Raw genomic sequence first — 16,315 nt, forward strand, 5'->3', positions numbered from 1 at the left:
TCCGCGAATACCCATCAAAAGCGGGACAGACTTTAGTCTCAGAGGCCCAGAAACTTTGCGCCGCAAAGGCTTAGAGCATGAGGTCGTCGAGACGCTCATTGATTCGGCGAGGGACTTCCAGCTCCACCTCACGCACCGCCTGGCGAATAGCCGCCAGCATCGCACGTTCGTTGGCGTTGCCATGACTTTTGATGACAACTCCCTGAAGCCCCAGCAGGCTTGCGCCATTGTGACGTGACGGATCCATCAGGCGCAGCAGGCGGCCGATAATGGGACGCGCCATCAGGCCGACGAAACGGCCGTAGAGCGTCTTGGTGAAGGCCTGCTCCATGAGCTCAATCAACAGACCAGCGACACCTTCCCCGGTTTTCAGCGCGATATTGCCAACAAAGCCATCGCAAACAACGACATCTGCGACATCGCGGAACAGATCGCTGCCCTCGACGTAACCGATGTAGTTCAGGGTATCGCACTGAGCAAGCATGTGAGAGGCAAGGCGCACCTGCTCATTGCCCTTGATTTCCTCTTCACCGACATTCAGCAACGCTACGCGCGGTTCGGACTGACCCGACATGGCAGACGCCATCAGGGACCCCATCAGCGCATACTGATAGAGGTTTTCAGCCGTGGAATCGACGTTGGCGCCGAGATCGAGAACGTGGCAACGGCCACGAAGAGAGGGGATCAACTTGGAGATTGCCGGCCGTTCAATGCCGGGGTACATTCGAATCAGGGAGCGACCGAACGCCATCAGCGCACCGGTGTTACCAGCACTGACACAACCTTGAGCTTCGCCGTCCCGGACAAGACCGAGGGCGATAGCCATAGAGGAACTTTTCTTGTGGCGAAGGGCATGAGAGGGGCGCTCATTCATGCGCACCACGTCCGCGGCCTCAACAATGCGAATTCTCGCATGCTCTTCACGCAACAAAGCCTCGAGTTCGCTCCGTATTCCTACCAGAACGATACTCAAGGCTTCGTTTTCGCGCACCGCATCAAGCGCCGCGGATACCACTACTGTGGCTCCGCGATCACCGCTCATAGCATCAATGGCGATGGTTACGGGATTCACCGTTGATCCATCTGTCATCGGGCGGTGCCTGATCGCAACTGACTTACTCGTCGCTTGCTTCGATTACCTGCTTGCCGCGGTAAAAGCCGTCCGGAGAGACGTGGTGACGACGATGAACTTCACCGGTTGTTGGATCGGTGGACAGAGCGGCAGCGCTCAGGGCGTCGTGTGAACGACGCATGCCGCGCTTGGAACGAGTCTTGCGGTTTTTCTGTACAGCCATGATTATGCTCCTGACCTGTTTACGTAAATAAAACGTGTGTTCAGTGTAAAGCGCAGACCCCGAATCAGAGCCAGCACCTGCTTAGTGTTTCGTTTTCTTGAGATCCGCCAACACGCTGAAGGGATTCTCTTTTTTCGGCTCGTCCGGCTGCGCCGGAGATCCGTCTGGCTCGTAGGCTTCCAGGTCTTCGCGGGCTGGACACTCACTGCGCTCATGGAGCGGGAATGCCGGCAGCACCAACAATAGCTCGTCCTCAACCATTGACCACAATTCAGCACTGAAGTCATCCGTCAGGAACGGCTCAAGATCTTTCGGCAGCTGTTGCGCTTGCTCATCGCTGGTTACCAGCCCCAGCGTAAACTGGGAGTTCAGCGTTGTACGCATGTCACCCATGCAACGCTGGCACTCAAGGCTGACCAGAGCCTCAAGCTCACCGGAGACAATGCGACGACGCTGCGCATCCATATAGAAGGACAGCTTTACGTTACACACAGACCCTTCATCAACGCCCAGAACCGATTCCCGGAAACGAGTCAACGCACTGAGGGGAATGCCTCCCTCCAGCGTGGTGTTCTGCTCCGCCAACCGATAAGGATCGACAGATTTGGGTAACTCGGCGTGTGACGCATTTGACATAGGCGCGCAATTTTAGGGGCGCAGCCCTCTGGTGTCAAAGACTTCGTTGTCTTTTGCCCGGGGGTTCCGGTGCAGATAGGTGTATCTTACGATAACCCACTTCCGGCAATTGCCCCATTCGCCACAACCCTTAGCCACAAACAGCTTCAAAAGGAACTGCCTGATGTCATCGCGCCTTCTACTTCTTGCTTCATCGTCCCCGTACCGCAGGGAGCTTCTGGAGCGCCTCGGCCTGCCATTCGAGACCGCAAGCCCCGACATCGACGAAAGCCCCAAGCCTGATGAAAGCCCGGAACAACTGGCCATCCGGCTGGCGGAATCCAAGGCTCGCGCCCTGGCCAACGAATACCCGCAACACTGGATCATTGGCTCAGATCAGGTGGCCTGCCTGCCGGATGGCACCCTGCTGGCAAAACCCGGTAGCCATGAGCATGCCGTCAGCCAATTACAGCGCAGCAGCGGCCAGACCGTGCAGTTCCTGACCGGCTTGAGCCTGCTCGACCCAAGCGCAGGCCGCGCACAAACCCATTGCGAGCGGTTCACCGTGCACTTTCGGGATCTGACCGAGGAAGAAATCGACGGCTATTTGCGCAAGGAACAACCCTATGACTGCGCCGGCAGCTTTCGCATGGAAGGCCTGGGCATCACACTGTTTAAAGCTATGGAAGGGCGCGATCCGAACAGCCTGATCGGCCTGCCCCTGATCGCGCTGAATAACATGCTGAGACACTGGGGCCTCAACCCGCTACTGACCCGCTGAGCAGCGGGCCAGTACTGGGCACTAGCGCAGCTCTAGCCGGGACTCCAGCATCTGGCCGGCAAACCCTTCACCAAAGGCAACGCCAAGCTGATCGACAATATCCTGCAGCGGCGACTTGCGCCGGCTGTAATCCACCAGGTCTTCCTGGCCTACGATCTGCCGAGCCACAAAGGAGGAACTGCCGAGCCCATCAATAAGCCCCAACTCCTGGGCCTGCTCGCCACTCCAAATCAGACCACTGAACAGACGCTCATCATCGGCCAGCCGATCACCCCGGCCAGCTTTCACCGCCTCGATAAACTGCTTGTGGGTGTTTTCCAGCACACCCTGCCAGAACACCACCTCTTCTTTCTGTTCCGGCGAGAATGGATCCAGGAACGCCTTGTTATCGCCGGCGGTGTACAACCGGCGCTCAACTCCCAACTTCTCCATCACGCCGGTGAAACCAAAGCCACCAGCAACCACCCCGATGGACCCCACCAGGCTGGCGCGGTTGGCATAGATCTCATCAGCAGCGGAGGCAATGTAGTAAGCGCCGGAGGCACCGACATCGGAAATGACGGCATACACCTTCTTCTCCGGGTACTCCTCCCGCAGGCGCTTGATCTCATCGTACACGTAGCCAGACTGCACCGGACTTCCGCCCGGGCTATTGATGCGCAGCACCACGGCCACCGCATTCTTTTCCTCAAACGCCGAGCGCAGCGCGCCAACTATATTGTCGGCGCTGGCCAGCTCGTCAGCAGCAATCGGACCATTAATCTCAACCAGAGCGGTGTGCTTGCCGGTGGCCGAATCAATGGTATCGCCGAGCGGGAACTTGAGCATAAACAGCAGAAGGAAAAGATAGCCGAAGGTCAGGAACTTAAAGAATATCCCCCAGCGCCGACTGCGACGTTGCTCTGACTGCAGCGACATCACCAGTTTTTCAATCAGTTTCCAGTCTCGCCCGGTTTCGGGCGGCAGGTTTGGCGTCTTGCGCCCAGGCTTGGGCTTGGCACCACCCTCTTGCTCCACCGGCTTGTCACCCCAATCGGGGGTATTATCGGAATCCCAGTCAGTCATGCATACATCCTGTCAGCAACGTTCAAATAGAACTGGCGTTAAAGCCCCAGCACCTTACGAAGATCCGGCACCGTATCGACAATGGCGTGCGGCGAGTACTCGCCGAGCACATCGCGCTTGTGCACGCCCCACTCCACCCCGATGGACGGCATGCCAATCCGCTGTGCCATGTCGAGGTCATAGCGGGTATCACCAATCATTACCGCTTCGGAGGGATCAATGCCGTAAAACCGAACAATCTCCTCCAGCATGGTGGGATCGGGCTTCGACCGGGTTTCATCGGCACAACGGGTGGTATCAAAATGCGGACCCAGGCCACTGGAATCCAGCGCTATGTCCAGGCCACGCCTGCTCTTGCCGGTCGCCACCGAACAGCCGAGACCCGCGCCACGAATATCGGTCACCACATCGGCCATGCCGGCAAAAACATTTTGAGGGGTGGTCACCTTACTAAAGAAGTAGCGACCGTAGCCTTCGCGAATGGTGTTCATCTCCTCCCGACTGATACCCGGGTAGAGTTTCTCGAGCGCCTCGATCATACCGAGGCCGATGATGTCCCGATACGCTTCCCGCTCCAGTTGCGGAAAACCCAACTCTGTCGCAGCCTGATGCAGACTTTCGGCGATGTGCTCGACGGAATCCACCAGAGTCCCGTCCCAATCAAATATGACTACCTTGACCTTCATCTATTGGTTCCTGTTGCGCGCTTCCAGAATTTTGAGCACATCCGCAAATGCATCGTCGTAGGGTGCCTCCAAACGCATCGGCTCACCGGTAACCGGCAAACTGAATTCGAGAGCCCGGGCATGAAGCATAAGTCGCTGACCACCAACAGCACGGAAGGCCTTGAGGCTTACATCATCCATATACTTGTCGTCACCGGCAATCGGATGACCCTCGCAGGTGCAGTGCACGCGAATCTGATGGGTTCGACCGGTAACCGGAGACGCCTCCACCAGACTATAACCCTCGTAACGCTGCAGGCAGCGATACAGCGTCAGCGACTCCTTGCCGGCCTCATCAACCTTCACCCGGCGCTCGCCATTGGGCATCTCGTAGCGCAGCAATGGAGCCTCAACCCGCCTTACCGAGCTCGACCACTCGCCACTCACCAGGGCGTGATAATGCTTGCGGATGCGCTTATGGCGCAATTCATCCTGCAGAAAACGCAGAGCCGAACGCTTCTTCGCGACCATCACCAGGCCAGAGGTGTCCCGGTCGAGCCGATGCACAAGCTCCAGGAAACGGGATTCGGGGCGCGCCGACCGCAGCACTTCAATCAACCCGAAACTGAGACCGCTGCCTCCGTGAACGGCAATACCAGAGGGTTTGTTAACCACCAGCATCTGTTCGTTCTCGAACACCACCGCAGCTTCCATGACACCCTGAACCCGGGTACCCGGCTCCACCTGGGCCGGCTTTTCCTTGCGGGTCACCGGCGGGATACGAACCTGGTCGCCGGTTTTCAATCGGGTATCGGGCTTGACCCGGCCCTTATTAACGCGCACCTCGCCTTTTCGAACCACCCTATAGATGATGCTCTTGGGCACACCACGAAGCTGGGCCAGCAGAAAATTATCGACCCGCTGCCCCTCGTTGTCCTCGTCGACAACGACCATCTGAACACCCTGACGCACCTCTTTATGCTCAACTTTACGCTCAGCGCTTGGGCGATGATCCGTTCCGATGCGCTCGGCGCCCGGTGGCTTGCGTGCGGCACCCCGTGCCCGAGGGGCGGCTTTTGCCGGACGCTTTGCGGCGGGTTTTCTGCGCGCGGGCTTGCGGGACATAGAATTCCTTAGGGACAGGTGCTTACAGCATTGTATGGCCACCCGAATACTGTTATATTCCGGCGTGCTCTGTTGTTTGTCTACGGCCTGACAGACTCTAGTCAGAAGCCGGAGCGGCAGAAGTATACCGACACTATTCGAGAGTTTGAACGCCGCATGCCCAATCACTATCGGGCAACGGCGGAGAAAATGCTCCCGGAGCCCCAGGACAGACCGATGACGGCTGAACCCTGCTTCCGGGAGAGTAATAAAACCGTGCGGAAAACCGACGGGCGACATCGCGAAGAATCATTGCCACCCAGGGCCGGGCCGTCCAGCTTACGAATACGACGTGAGACCCAGGCACCTGAGTGAACCTGAAAACGGATTATATGCGTCAACAGACATCAACTTTACACGACCTCTCGCTGCCTACAGGTGGCCAGACTGTCGGTGGTCTCAGACCAATAGGATCGCACCCCATAAGGGTCTGATTCGTCTGGCCGCCGGTTTGCTCTTGATGTAGAAGAGTCCCGCGGCACGCACATCCTGCTTCGCTGATGCGATCCCTCACGGTTTTCTGTCAAAATTAAACGACAGGAACTTCTTCTTTCCATGAAAAGAATGCTCATCAATGCAACTCATCCCGAAGAGTTGCGCGTCGCACTGGTCGACGGCCAGCGTCTGTTCGACCTCGATATCGAATCCAGTTCCCGCGAGCAGAAAAAAGCCAACATCTACAAAGGCCGAATTACCCGCGTTGAGCCCAGTCTTGAGGCCGCCTTTGTCGACTTCGGCGCTGAGCGCCACGGCTTTTTGCCCCTGAAGGAAATTTCCAAAGAATACTTCAAGAAATCGCCGGGCCAGATCGAAGGCAAGGTCAACATCAAGGACGTGGTCGCCGAAGGCCAGGAAGTTATCGTCCAGGTTGATAAGGAAGAGCGCGGCAACAAAGGCGCCGCCCTGACCACCTTCATCTCCCTTGCCGGTCGCTACCTGGTACTGATGCCCAACAACGCCCGCGCTGGTGGTATTTCCCGTCGCATCGAAGGCGAAGAGCGGGCTCAGCTCAAGGAAGCCATGAACGACGTTCAGGTGCCCAAATCCATGGGCATCATCGTGCGTACCGCCGGTATTGGCCGTAATTCCGAAGAACTCCAGTGGGACCTCGACTACCTGGTACAGTTCTGGGAAGCCATTACCCAGGCCGCTGGCGAACGTAAAGCCCCCTTCCTGATCCACCAGGAAAGCAACGTGATCATCCGCGCCGTGCGCGACTACCTCCGCCAGGACATTGGCGAAGTGCTGATCGACTCCAACACTGTTTACGAGGACGTTCTGAACTTCGTCCGCGCTGTGATGCCCACGTTCGAGAACAAGATCAAGCTGTACAAGGATGAAATCCCACTGTTCAGCCGCTACCAGATCGAAGGCCAGATCGAGACTGCTTTCCAGCGTGAAGTGAAGCTGCCATCCGGCGGCTCCATCGTCATCGACCCGACCGAAGCCCTGGTGTCCATCGACATCAACTCCTCCCGTGCCACCAAGGGGCACGACATTGAGGAAACCGCACTGCAGACCAACCTGGAAGCGGCCGAAGAAATCGCCCGCCAGTTGCGCCTGCGTGACATGGGCGGCCTGATTGTCATCGACTTCATCGACATGACGCCAGCCAAGCACCAGCGTGAAGTTGAACAGAAGATTCGAGAAGCACTGGAAATTGACCGCGCCCGAGTTCAGGTCGGCAAGATTTCCCGCTTTGGCCTGCTGGAGATGTCCCGTCAGCGCCTGCGCCCCTCACTGGGAGAGACCCGCAGCGAAGTCTGCCCGCGCTGTGAAGGCCAAGGCACTATTCGTGGCATCGAGTCGCTGGCACTGAGCATCATGCGCCTGATTTACGAAGAGTCCTCCAAGGAGAAGACCGGCGAAGTTCGTGCCGTGGTTCCCGTTTCCGTGGCGACCTTCCTGCTGAACGAAAAGCGCAAGCAGCTGGCCGATATCGAAGCTGACCAGGAAGTGAGCGTGGTTGTGGTACCCGTTCCGCACATGGAAACACCGCATTTTGAAATTCTGAGAATGCGCCAGGACGAGACCACACCTGAGCATGTTTCCAGCCACCAGGTGGCCCAGGAATACAGCGTGCGTGAGGAAGAGGTATTCGAGGCACCGACGCCTGAGCGCCCGGCTCGCGAACAAGCGGCCGTTAAGGCCATTCGCCCGAGTGCACCGGCCCCTGCCCCAACTGAGAAAGCCGCCGAGTCCTCAGAACAGGAAGAAGGCCTGTTCCGTCGTCTGGGTCGCAAAATCTCCAGTTTCTTCAGTGATGAAGAAACTCAGACCGAAGAGAGCCGCGACAAGAACAAGGCTGCTCGTGAAGATCGCCGCAATCAGGGTCGTCAGGACCGTCGCAAATCCCGCGTAGCCCGTGACGATCAGCGCTCCGGTGGCAACCGCACTGGCAGTGACCGTCGTCAGGGCGGCCAGCAAGGCCGTGGTGACGACAACCGTGGCCGCGGACGCAACCGCGGCGATGACCAGAACCGCAACGCCCAGAAACGCCCTGCAGCCGACAAGAGCGGTGAGAGCAAAGGCGCTGACAACCGAGGCGGCGACAACAAGGGTGGTGATGGCCGTAGGGACAACCAGAACCGCGGTCGTGGCCAGGGTCGCAACAAGCCCCAGCGCGAGCAGAAGGAAGCGCAGGAGCAGAGGGACCAGAAGGACCAGAAACCCCAGCAGGATACTGGCAAGAAACCCGCCAGCGCTGACAAAGCCGGTTCGGCCGACAAAGGCGGTTCACCTGAGAAAGCCCGTAAGCCTCGTCGTCAGCGTGGCCGCGATGGTTCACCGTCTGAAACTCCGGCTTCCAACCCGGCCGATCGCAAGGCTTCACGCAGCGAGAAGCACCAGAAGGACACTCAGCCTGAGCAAGCAGCTGATACTGGCAAGCAGGATGTGAAAGCTGACGAAGGTCGCCAGAAGCCGCGCGAGAAGGCCGTTCCGGAGAAGGCGGCTGACAGCAAGCCAACCCAGGATGCCGGCGCACCGACGCAGGCCAATGCTGAGCCTAAAGCAGAAACCAAGGCAGAGGCCAAGCCAGAAGCCAAGGCCGACACCGCGAAGCCTGCAACTAAAGCCGAGAACACCCAGCCGGCCAAGGCTGAAAGCACTCAAGAGCCGAAGGCTGCTGACAAGCCCGAGACCAAGGCGGAAGCCAAGGCCGAGCCAGCCCAGGAAGCTCCAGTGAAGCAAGCCAAGCCAGCCAAGGCTGACGAGCAAGCCAACACGGCCGCAGACCGCAAAGAAGCGGACAAGCCGGCGGCGAAGGCCGACACAGCCAAGCCGGCTCCAAGCCCGGAAGCCAAACCTGCGGCGGAACAGAAGCCGGCAGCAGAGGCCAAGACCACTGAGCAGAAGCCTGCTCCGCAGAAGGCCGCCCAGGAAAAAGGGGCGGACCAGAAAGCAGCAGAGCAAAAAGCTTCTGAACAAAAGGCCCCGGAGCAGAAAGCGCCCCAGCAAAAAGCGGCTGAAGAGAAGAAGCCTGAGCAAGAGGCTGCCAAGGCAGCCCCGGCAGAGCCGAAGGCGCCCGTTCAGAAGGAAACGGCTGCCAAGGCACCCGAGCAAAAGACCGCTGAAGCCAAACCCGCGGAGAAGGCTCCTGAGCCGAAGCCTGCGGCAGCAGAGTCCAAGCCGGAAACTGCCAAGCCTGCCTCTTCAGTGGCAGCAGCAGATCAGGAAAAGGCCGCAGCCGCGGCCAAGCCTGCCGCTGAGGTTCCGGTAACACCGGGCCGTGCCTACAATGATCCGAGAGAAGTCCGTAAGCGCCAACGCGCTGCGGAAGAGGCCAAGAAAGCCGGGAGTAATTAAAGAATGCTATCCAATTCCGACATTGATGCGCTGGAAGACATCCTGTTTGCCGAGCCCTGGGGCGAAGACGCCCTGGACTTCTTCGGCTTTCACGGCGTCGTCTGCGCCAGCGTGGTCGGCCCGGCAGAACTGAGCGCGGAAGAAATCTTCCGCCTCGCTACTGGCGTCCAAGCGGTGCCAGATAGCGGGGTCCCGGAAGTCTTCCGTAGCTGCGTTCAGCAACTGGCTTCGGCCATGGCCCACGCCCTGGATATGGGCCAGGCCCTGGAATTGCCAGAACCGGAAGACGGCGACCCGATGAACGCACTGGAAAACTGGTGCGCCGGGTTTGTCGACACCTTCCTGGAGCGTGAAGAAGAATGGCTGGAAGCGGCCAGCGAGGAGGAGACCGCAGATCTGCTGGTGCCAATGCTGACGCTGTCCGGGTTGTTCGAAGACGAGGATTTCCAGAACGTCCGCAACAGCGAGAAGCTGTCACGGCAAATGGCGGATGCTATCCCGGATTCTCTGACCGACCTGTACCTGCTGTTCCACGCACCGGATTAAACCGGTGCGGGCACGCCCACAGGAGTTTTGAAATAATGCCAGACCGGCTCAAGCCCGTCTGGCATTTTCATTATACGGCCCAGCTCACACCAGGCAGGCCCCGGGAAGTGAAAGTCGCTGCCCTGGGATGCCAGCAACTGTTCGCGGCGGCACAGCTCCACCAGAAAGCCGAGATCACCACTGGACTGGCCTGAGGTTATAACCTCGATAGCCCGCCCACCCGCGCGCCGAAAGTCCGCGGTCAGGTCCCGCAGCTTGGTCGCGGTAAGCTGGTATTTGCGCGGGTGCGCCAGTACTGCAATCCCACCGGCATCGTTGATCCACTTCACCACCTCGGACAACTCCGGCCAGTAGGCTTTCACATCACCCGGCTTACCAGCACCCAGGTGGCGCTTAAAGGCCTGAGCGGGGTTACTGACGACTTCTGCTTCGACCAACACCTTGGCGAAATGAGGCCGACCCGGCACGTCACCACCTGATGCAGCAGTCGCCCGCTCCAACAGATCAGGCACCTTCAGCTTGCTCAGACGATCAGCAATCATCCGCGCCCTCGCCCATCGGTTTTCATTCTGTTGCTCAAGCGCTTGCTGAAAAGCGGGGTTCTCAGGATCGAAATCCAGACCAACCACATGAATAGTGCGGCTCTTCCAAAGACAAGACAGCTCGATACCGGGAATGATCTCCAGGCCTTTCTCGGCGGCAGCGCTATGCGCTTCAGCCAGACCGGCAATGGTGTCATGGTCGGTCAGCGCCAGATGGGTCACGCCCCGCTCCACTGCACGGCTTACCAGGTCAGTCGGTGACAAGGCGCCGTCGGAGACGGTGCTGTGGCAGTGCAGATCGATGCACAAATCAAGGTCTTGCGGTATAGTCACTAAAAATCCTGAATCAGGTGGTTGGCAGAGGCGCCAGTTCGCCTAACAGTGTACCAGCCATGCCCTGATCGTGTGTCAGATCTTGTTGCCAGATGCACTGGCGACCAACCGGAGAGTGGTATGTATTACGCCATCATCAGCGAAGACGTTGAAAACAGCCTACCCATGCGCCAATCCGCGAGGCCTGCCCACCTTGAGCGTCTGCACGCGCTGAAAACCGAAGGTCGCCTGCTGGTGGCTGGCCCGCACCCCGCCATCGACACTCCGGATCCTGGCGAAGCCGGTTTCAGCGGCAGTCTGGTGGTTGCTGAGTTCGATTCACTGGAAGCCGCTCAGGCCTGGGCCGACGCCGATCCGTATATCGAAGCCGGGGTCTACCAAAAAGTCGTTGTAAAACCGTTCAAGGTCGTGCTGCCGTAGGCGCCGCCAGCCAGTGCATGAGTTTATTGTAATGCTGGCCCGCTTGAACGACCGACGATCTATGACAAAATTGCGCCTTTGAACAATGACCACTTTTTAATCGTCTAACTCAGGGATCGTATCCAGTGACGCCTTTCCGTCTCCTCATCAGTGTACTTTTCGTTGTGTCCTCTGTGGCCGTGGCCCAGGCCAAAACCGTCTGGGTTGACGACCAGCTCTACCTGCCAGTTCGAGCCGGTGCCGGCACCCAGTTTCGAATCATCGAAAATGCGGTTCCCAGCGGCACCCCACTGGAGGTGCTGGAAACCACCGATTCCGGTTACACCCGGGTTCGCACTCCAAAAGGCACAGAAGGCTGGGTTTCCAGCCAGTACCTGAGCGACGCCCCCATCGCCGCCGATCGCCTGAAGCGAGCCAACCGCGAACTGGAGCAGGCCCGCAGCGAGCTGTCCACGCTGAAGCAGCAGCTATCCGAAACCACTGAGCAGCGCAATTCCCTGGAAAACGCTGAAGCATCCCTCTCGGAGCGTTCAGAAACGCTGCAGGAAGAACTTCAGCGCATCAAGAGCATTGCCGCGGACTCCATCAACCTGGAGCGCCGCAACCGCGAACTTCGAGAAGAGAACCAGAAGATCCGCAACGATCTCGAAGTACTGACCGCCGAGAACGAGCGACTTGAAGCCAGCAAGGAATCCGATTTCATGCTCCTGGGCGCCGGATTGGTACTCGGAGGCGTGCTGTTGGCGCTGATCATTCCGATGCTGAAACCAACAAGAAAAACCGACAACTGGGCCTGATGCTATGAAGGATTATTCGGAAAAGCGCGATTTTCACCGCATGCAGGTGAATTCGGAAATTGAGATTACCGACAGCCAGGGTAACCGCTTCAAGGGCATTTGCCGGGACTTGAGCGCGGCCGGAATGCAGATCTACGTTGAGCAGGAAGTCGAGGCCGGCGAAGAGCTGCAAACCGTGCTACACCCCAGCAGTGATCAGTTTCCGCCACTGGAAACCGTGTGTGAAGTGATTCGGTGCGAGCCGGAAGGCAACGGCTTCCTGCTGGGAACGAATATCAGCGAAGTCACACGCTAAAAAGTCACGCGTAAAAAGCAACAGAACGAAAAACGGCGGCCATTGGCCGCCGTTTTTTTGTCCCTACCCCACGAATGGGCTCAGAACTGAAGAACCAAGCCTCAGACCAGAGGCTTCTTGGAGACGATAATGCCGTTGTTATCGGCGTAGACGTAGTCGCCCGGACGGAAGGTCACCCCACCGAAGGTTACCGGCACATTCAGGTCACCCAGGCCGCGCTTCTCACTCTTGCGCGGGTGCGTGCCCAGCGCCTGAACACCCAGAGCGGTGTTACCAATCTCATCAACATCGCGCACACAGCCGTAGATGATCAGACCGGCCCAGCCGTTACTGGCGGCTTTCTCCGCCAGCATGTCACCCAGCAGCGCGTGGCGCTTTGACGCACCACCGTCCACTACCATAACCCGGCCATTGCCTGGCAGGCCTACCTGCTCCTTGACCACGGAGTTGTCCTCAAAGCATTTCACGGTGAAGATTTCGCCACCGAATGCTCTGTTACCGCCGTAGTTATTAAATCCCGGCTCGACAACTTCGACTTCCGGGAACTCGTCACAGAGGTCCGGGGTAATGATATCTGCCACTGTTTGCTCTCCTTTTCCTGAAATGGATCTCAGTCGATTTTTTCGTCAGCCAGGAAGAACCAGGTATCCAGAACCGAATCCGGGTTCAGGGACACGGTGTCGATGCCCTGGTCCATTAGCCACTTGGCCAGATCCGGATGGTCAGACGGCCCCTGGCCACAGATACCAATGTACTTGTCGGCTTTCTTGCAGGCCTGGATCGCGTTCGAGAGCAGTGCCTTCACAGCATCGTTACGCTCATCAAACAGGTGCGCAATGATGCCGGAATCACGGTCGAGGCCCAGGGTCAGCTGAGTCAGGTCGTTAGAGCCAATGGAGAAGCCATCAAAGTGCTCGAGGAACTGCTCCGCCAGCAACGCGTTGGCCGGCAGCTCGCACATCATGATGACGCGCAGGCCGTTCTCGCCACGCTTGAGGCCATTCTCCGCCAGCAGGTTAACCACCTGCTCTGCTTCGCCCACGGTCCGAACGAACGGCACCATGACTTCCACGTTGGTGAGGCCCATTTCGTTACGCACTTTCTTCAGCGCACGGCATTCCAGCTCAAAACAATCCCGGAAGGTTTCGGAAATGTAGCGGGATGCACCGCGGAAGCCGAGCATCGGGTTCTCTTCATCCGGCTCATAAAGCGTGCCGCCAATCAGGTTGGCGTACTCATTGGATTTGAAATCAGACAGGCGAACGATCACTTTCTTGGGTGCAAACGCCGCCGCCAGGGTGGAAATACCCTCAACCAGCTTGTCGACGTAGAAATCGACCGGCGAGCTGTAGCCGGAAATGCGCTTTTCAACGGTCTGCTTGATGTCACGTGGCAGGCCGTCAAAGTTCAGCAGCGCCTTGGGATGCACGCCAATCATGCGGTTGATGATGAACTCAAGCCGGGCGAGGCCAACGCCTTCGTTCGGCAACGCCTGGAAATCAAAGGCACGGTCCGGGTTGCCCACGTTCATCATGATCTTGAACGGAATGTTGGGCATGGAATCCACAGTGTTCTCGCGCAACTCAAAGTCCAGAGCGCCTTCGTAGATCATGCCGGTATCGCCTTCGGCGCAGGACACGGTCACTTCCTGACCTTCCTTCAGCAACTCGGTGGCGTCGCCACAACCCACCACGGCAGGGATACCCAGCTCCCGGGCAATGATTGCCGCGTGGCAGGTACGACCACCACGATCGGTAACGATAGCCGACGCGCGCTTCATGACCGGCTCCCAGTCCGGATCGGTCATGTCGGTGACCAGCACGTCACCGGCCTGCACACGGTCCATCTCTTTAATGCTGGTTATAACCTTCACCGGGCCGCTGCCAATCTTGTGGCCGATACTGCGGCCTTCGACCAGCACCTTGCCGGTTTCATTCAGCAGGTAGCGCTCCATGACATTGACGGAGGCACGGCTCTTAACCGTTTCCGGGCGGGCCTGCACGATGTAAATTCGGCCGTCGTCGCCGTCTTTGGCCCACTCGATGTCCATCGGGCGCTGATAGTGCTTCTCGATGATCATGGCCTGCTTGGCCAGTTCTTCAACTTCTGCATCGGTAATGCAGAAGCGGTTGCGGTCTTCCTGCTCAACCTTAACGGTTTCGACGAACTCTTCGGCGTCCGCAGCGGTGTTGTAGACCATCTTGATGGCCTTGCTGCCGAGGTTGCGGCGCAGTACCGCTGGTCGGCCGTCTTCCAGGGTCGGTTTGTGTACGTAGAACTCATCAGGGTTAACAGCGCCCTGTACCACGGTCTCGCCCAGGCCATAGGAGCCGGTCACAAAGACCACATCGCGGAAGCCGGACTCGGTATCCAGGGTGAACATTACGCCACTGGCAGCAGTTTCACTTCGTACCATCTTCTGGATGCCAGCGGACAGCGCCACCAGCTTGTGATCAAAGCCATGGTGCACGCGGTAGGAAATGGCGCGGTCGTTAAACAGGGAGGCAAACACTTCTTTCACCGACGTGCGTACCTGCTGAAGGCCTACAACATTCAGGAAGGTTTCCTGCTGGCCGGCAAACGAGGCATCGGGAAGGTCTTCTGCAGTGGCAGACGAGCGCACGGCAACGGCCATGTTGTCATTGCCGGCCTGAAGAGTGGCAAAGGATTCTTTCAGTGCGTTCTCAAGCACATCGGGAAAATCGGTATCGATGATCCACTGACGAATCTGGGCACCCACGCGGGCCAGTTCGTTGACATCGTTTACGTCCAACGCATCCAGGGCGTTGTCGATCTTGTCCTTCAGGCCGTCGGTGGCCAGAAATTCACGGTAGGCATGCGCGGTTGTGGCGAAACCACCCGGAACGGTCACGCCTGCGTTGGCTAGATTACTGATCATTTCACCGAGAGAGGCGTTTTTGCCACCCACCCGTTCAACATCCGACATTCCCAGGTGATCAAACCAGATAATGTAATCTTCCAAAGCACGTCTCCCTTGAGTCTGTAAAGCAAAGAGCATAACCGGGCCAGCGGTATCTAGCGGTAAAAGCAGGCAATATCCACTGCGGAGTCTCGAACTTGGCGTGTATGATACTGTAACCTGCGGCAATTACCTAGGGAACCCGCCAAATACGGAACCGGACGAGACACCATGAAACGCACTGCTTTCTTTATTTCCGATGGCACCGGCCTTACCGCCGAGGCGCTCGGCCACAGCCTTTTGGCCCAGTTTGAGAAAATCGATTTCGAGCGCGTGACTGTGCCCTATATCGACGATGAGGAAAAGGCCACCGAGATGGTGACCCGCATTAATAAAGCGTCAGAAATCGACGGTGCCCGCCCGCTGGTGTTCGACACTATCGTTAACCGCGACATCCGGGAAATCATCGCCACTGCCGAAGGCTTCATGATCGACATCTTCGGCACCTTCCTGAATCCGCTGGAGCAGGAACTGCAGTCCTCGTCGTCCTACACCGTGGGCAAGTCGCACTCCATCAATAACGAAGGCAGTTACGAGCGCCGCATCAACGCGGTGAACTTTGCCCTCGATAACGACGATGGCGCGCGCACCCGGCACTACGACGAGGCCGATCTTATCCTGGTGGGCGCGTCCCGAAGCGGAAAAACCCCAACCTGTCTCTATCTGGCTCTGCAATACGGGGTCAAGGCCGCAAACTACCCGATCACCGAAGAGGATCTGTCGGACCAGTTGATGCCCGCGGCCCTGAAACCGCACAAAGAGAAGATTTTCGGCCTGACCATCGAGCCGGAGCGGCTGGCGACCATCCGTAACGAGCGCCGCCCGAACTCCCGTTACTCGTCCATGAAACAGTGCATGCACGAGATCGAGGAAATTGAGCTGATGTACCGGCGCGAGCGCATCCCCTACCTCAACACCACCGCCTATTCGGTGGAAGAAATCTCGACCCGGATCATGGTAACCACGGGGCTGAAACGGAATCGCTGAGCCAGACCGGCACAAAGTCGATG

The 16,315-nt window shown here is 58.2% G+C and carries 16 protein-coding genes; 7 read left to right on the top strand and 9 right to left on the bottom strand.

Going from position 1 to position 16,315, the window contains the following annotated elements:
* Positions 1-70: 70 nt before the first annotated feature.
* The 3 genes from plsX to QUE89_RS10825 all read right to left on the bottom strand — a co-directional run bounded on the left by plsX (position 71) and on the right by QUE89_RS10825 (position 1,931).
* A complete protein-coding gene (gene plsX / locus QUE89_RS10815; RefSeq protein ID WP_286220093.1) occupies positions 71-1,090 on the bottom strand; it encodes a phosphate acyltransferase PlsX in 1,020 nt (339 codons plus the stop codon).
* A gap of 25 nt (positions 1,091-1,115) precedes the next feature.
* Complete coding sequence (rpmF, locus tag QUE89_RS10820; protein ID WP_286220094.1) at positions 1,116-1,295, bottom strand: 50S ribosomal protein L32; 180 nt, start codon at positions 1,293-1,295, stop codon at positions 1,116-1,118.
* Between the two features lie 81 nt (positions 1,296-1,376).
* Positions 1,377-1,931 carry a YceD family protein gene (locus QUE89_RS10825; RefSeq protein WP_286220095.1) on the bottom strand — a complete coding sequence of 185 codons (555 nt, stop codon included), beginning with the start codon at positions 1,929-1,931 and terminating at the stop codon, positions 1,377-1,379.
* 163 nt (positions 1,932-2,094) lie between these two features.
* On the opposite strand from QUE89_RS10825, the gene QUE89_RS10830 reads away from it, so the two are divergent.
* Positions 2,095-2,691 (top strand): Maf family protein, encoded by a 597-nt coding sequence (locus tag QUE89_RS10830; protein ID WP_286220096.1) that lies wholly within the window; start codon positions 2,095-2,097, stop codon positions 2,689-2,691.
* 21 nt (positions 2,692-2,712) lie between these two features.
* Here QUE89_RS10830 and QUE89_RS10835 read toward each other — a convergent pair whose 3' ends face one another.
* The 3 genes from QUE89_RS10835 to rluC are packed head-to-tail and all read right to left on the bottom strand — an operon-like array spanning position 2,713 to position 5,375.
* On the bottom strand, positions 2,713-3,756 hold the full coding sequence (locus tag QUE89_RS10835; RefSeq protein ID WP_286220097.1) for a S49 family peptidase: 1,044 nt from the start codon (positions 3,754-3,756) through the stop codon (positions 2,713-2,715).
* A 38-nt stretch (positions 3,757-3,794) separates the two neighbouring features.
* Complete coding sequence (locus QUE89_RS10840) at positions 3,795-4,442, bottom strand: HAD family hydrolase (RefSeq protein WP_286220098.1); 648 nt, start codon at positions 4,440-4,442, stop codon at positions 3,795-3,797.
* Complete coding sequence (gene rluC, locus QUE89_RS10845) at positions 4,443-5,375, bottom strand: 23S rRNA pseudouridine(955/2504/2580) synthase RluC (protein WP_353506806.1); 933 nt, start codon at positions 5,373-5,375, stop codon at positions 4,443-4,445.
* A 765-nt stretch (positions 5,376-6,140) separates the two neighbouring features.
* Between rluC and rne the strand changes: the two genes are divergently transcribed.
* Both rne and QUE89_RS10855 read left to right on the top strand, forming a co-directional pair.
* Positions 6,141-9,392, top strand: coding sequence for a ribonuclease E (rne, locus tag QUE89_RS10850; protein ID WP_286220100.1), 3,252 nt, complete (start codon positions 6,141-6,143; stop codon positions 9,390-9,392).
* Between the two features lie 3 nt (positions 9,393-9,395).
* Positions 9,396-9,938, top strand: coding sequence for a YecA/YgfB family protein (locus QUE89_RS10855; RefSeq protein ID WP_286220101.1), 543 nt, complete (start codon positions 9,396-9,398; stop codon positions 9,936-9,938).
* Here QUE89_RS10855 and QUE89_RS10860 read toward each other — a convergent pair.
* Positions 9,935-10,813: a PHP domain-containing protein gene (locus tag QUE89_RS10860; protein WP_286220102.1), complete on the bottom strand. Its 879-nt coding sequence runs from the start codon at positions 10,811-10,813 to the stop codon at positions 9,935-9,937. The genes QUE89_RS10855 and QUE89_RS10860 overlap by 4 nt on opposite strands.
* Before the next feature lie 120 nt (positions 10,814-10,933).
* Here QUE89_RS10860 and QUE89_RS10865 point away from each other — a divergent pair, with 120 nt between their 5' ends.
* The 3 genes from QUE89_RS10865 to QUE89_RS10875 all read left to right on the top strand — a co-directional run bounded on the left by QUE89_RS10865 (position 10,934) and on the right by QUE89_RS10875 (position 12,325).
* Entirely contained in the window at positions 10,934-11,233 is a 300-nt protein-coding gene (locus tag QUE89_RS10865; protein ID WP_286220103.1) for a YciI family protein, read from the top strand.
* Positions 11,234-11,358: 125 nt separating this feature from the next.
* Positions 11,359-12,030: a TIGR04211 family SH3 domain-containing protein gene (locus QUE89_RS10870; RefSeq protein WP_353506786.1), complete on the top strand. Its 672-nt coding sequence runs from the start codon at positions 11,359-11,361 to the stop codon at positions 12,028-12,030.
* Between the two features lie 4 nt (positions 12,031-12,034).
* Positions 12,035-12,325 (top strand): PilZ domain-containing protein, encoded by a 291-nt coding sequence (locus tag QUE89_RS10875; RefSeq protein ID WP_286220106.1) that lies wholly within the window; start codon positions 12,035-12,037, stop codon positions 12,323-12,325.
* Positions 12,326-12,426: 101 nt separating this feature from the next.
* Here QUE89_RS10875 and rraA read toward each other — a convergent pair whose 3' ends face one another.
* Both rraA and ppsA read right to left on the bottom strand, forming a co-directional pair.
* Positions 12,427-12,906, bottom strand: a complete 480-nt coding sequence (rraA, locus tag QUE89_RS10880) for a ribonuclease E activity regulator RraA (RefSeq protein WP_286220107.1) — start codon at positions 12,904-12,906, stop codon at positions 12,427-12,429.
* 29 nt (positions 12,907-12,935) lie between these two features.
* The gene (ppsA, locus tag QUE89_RS10885; RefSeq protein ID WP_434784107.1) at positions 12,936-15,272 is read right to left on the bottom strand and encodes a phosphoenolpyruvate synthase; all 2,337 of its coding nucleotides are present in this window, start codon (positions 15,270-15,272) and stop codon (positions 12,936-12,938) included.
* Between the two features lie 204 nt (positions 15,273-15,476).
* On the opposite strand from ppsA, the gene ppsR reads away from it, so the two are divergent.
* Positions 15,477-16,292, top strand: a complete 816-nt coding sequence (gene ppsR / locus QUE89_RS10890; RefSeq protein WP_286220109.1) for a posphoenolpyruvate synthetase regulatory kinase/phosphorylase PpsR — start codon at positions 15,477-15,479, stop codon at positions 16,290-16,292.
* Positions 16,293-16,315: the final 23 nt, after the last annotated feature.

The sequence above is a fragment of the Marinobacter sp. LA51 genome (genome assembly GCF_030297175.1).
GTDB lineage: Bacteria > Pseudomonadota > Gammaproteobacteria > Pseudomonadales > Oleiphilaceae > Marinobacter > Marinobacter apostichopi.

Bases quoted from the DNA above. Each gene is read 5' to 3' on its own strand.
- QUE89_RS10830 (WP_286220096.1), top strand. From the start codon at position 2,095: ATGTCATCGCGCCTTCTACTTCTTGCTTCATCGTCCCCGTACCGCAGG.
- QUE89_RS10840 (WP_286220098.1), bottom strand. From the start codon at position 4,442: ATGAAGGTCAAGGTAGTCATATTTGATTGGGACGGGACTCTGGTGGAT.
- rluC (WP_353506806.1), bottom strand. From the start codon at position 5,375: ATGGTCGTTGTCGACGAGGACAACGAGGGGCAGCGGGTCGATAATTTT.
- rpmF (WP_286220094.1), bottom strand. From the start codon at position 1,295: ATGGCTGTACAGAAAAACCGCAAGACTCGTTCCAAGCGCGGCATGCGT.
- rne (WP_286220100.1), top strand. From the start codon at position 6,141: ATGAAAAGAATGCTCATCAATGCAACTCATCCCGAAGAGTTGCGCGTC.
- QUE89_RS10865 (WP_286220103.1), top strand. From the start codon at position 10,934: ATGTATTACGCCATCATCAGCGAAGACGTTGAAAACAGCCTACCCATG.
- plsX (WP_286220093.1), bottom strand. From the start codon at position 1,090: ATGACAGATGGATCAACGGTGAATCCCGTAACCATCGCCATTGATGCT.
- ppsA (WP_434784107.1), bottom strand. From the start codon at position 15,272: ATGTCGGATGTTGAACGGGTGGGTGGCAAAAACGCCTCTCTCGGTGAA.
- QUE89_RS10825 (WP_286220095.1), bottom strand. From the start codon at position 1,931: ATGTCAAATGCGTCACACGCCGAGTTACCCAAATCTGTCGATCCTTAT.
- ppsR (WP_286220109.1), top strand. From the start codon at position 15,477: ATGAAACGCACTGCTTTCTTTATTTCCGATGGCACCGGCCTTACCGCC.
- QUE89_RS10855 (WP_286220101.1), top strand. From the start codon at position 9,396: ATGCTATCCAATTCCGACATTGATGCGCTGGAAGACATCCTGTTTGCC.
- QUE89_RS10875 (WP_286220106.1), top strand. From the start codon at position 12,035: ATGAAGGATTATTCGGAAAAGCGCGATTTTCACCGCATGCAGGTGAAT.
- QUE89_RS10835 (WP_286220097.1), bottom strand. From the start codon at position 3,756: ATGACTGACTGGGATTCCGATAATACCCCCGATTGGGGTGACAAGCCG.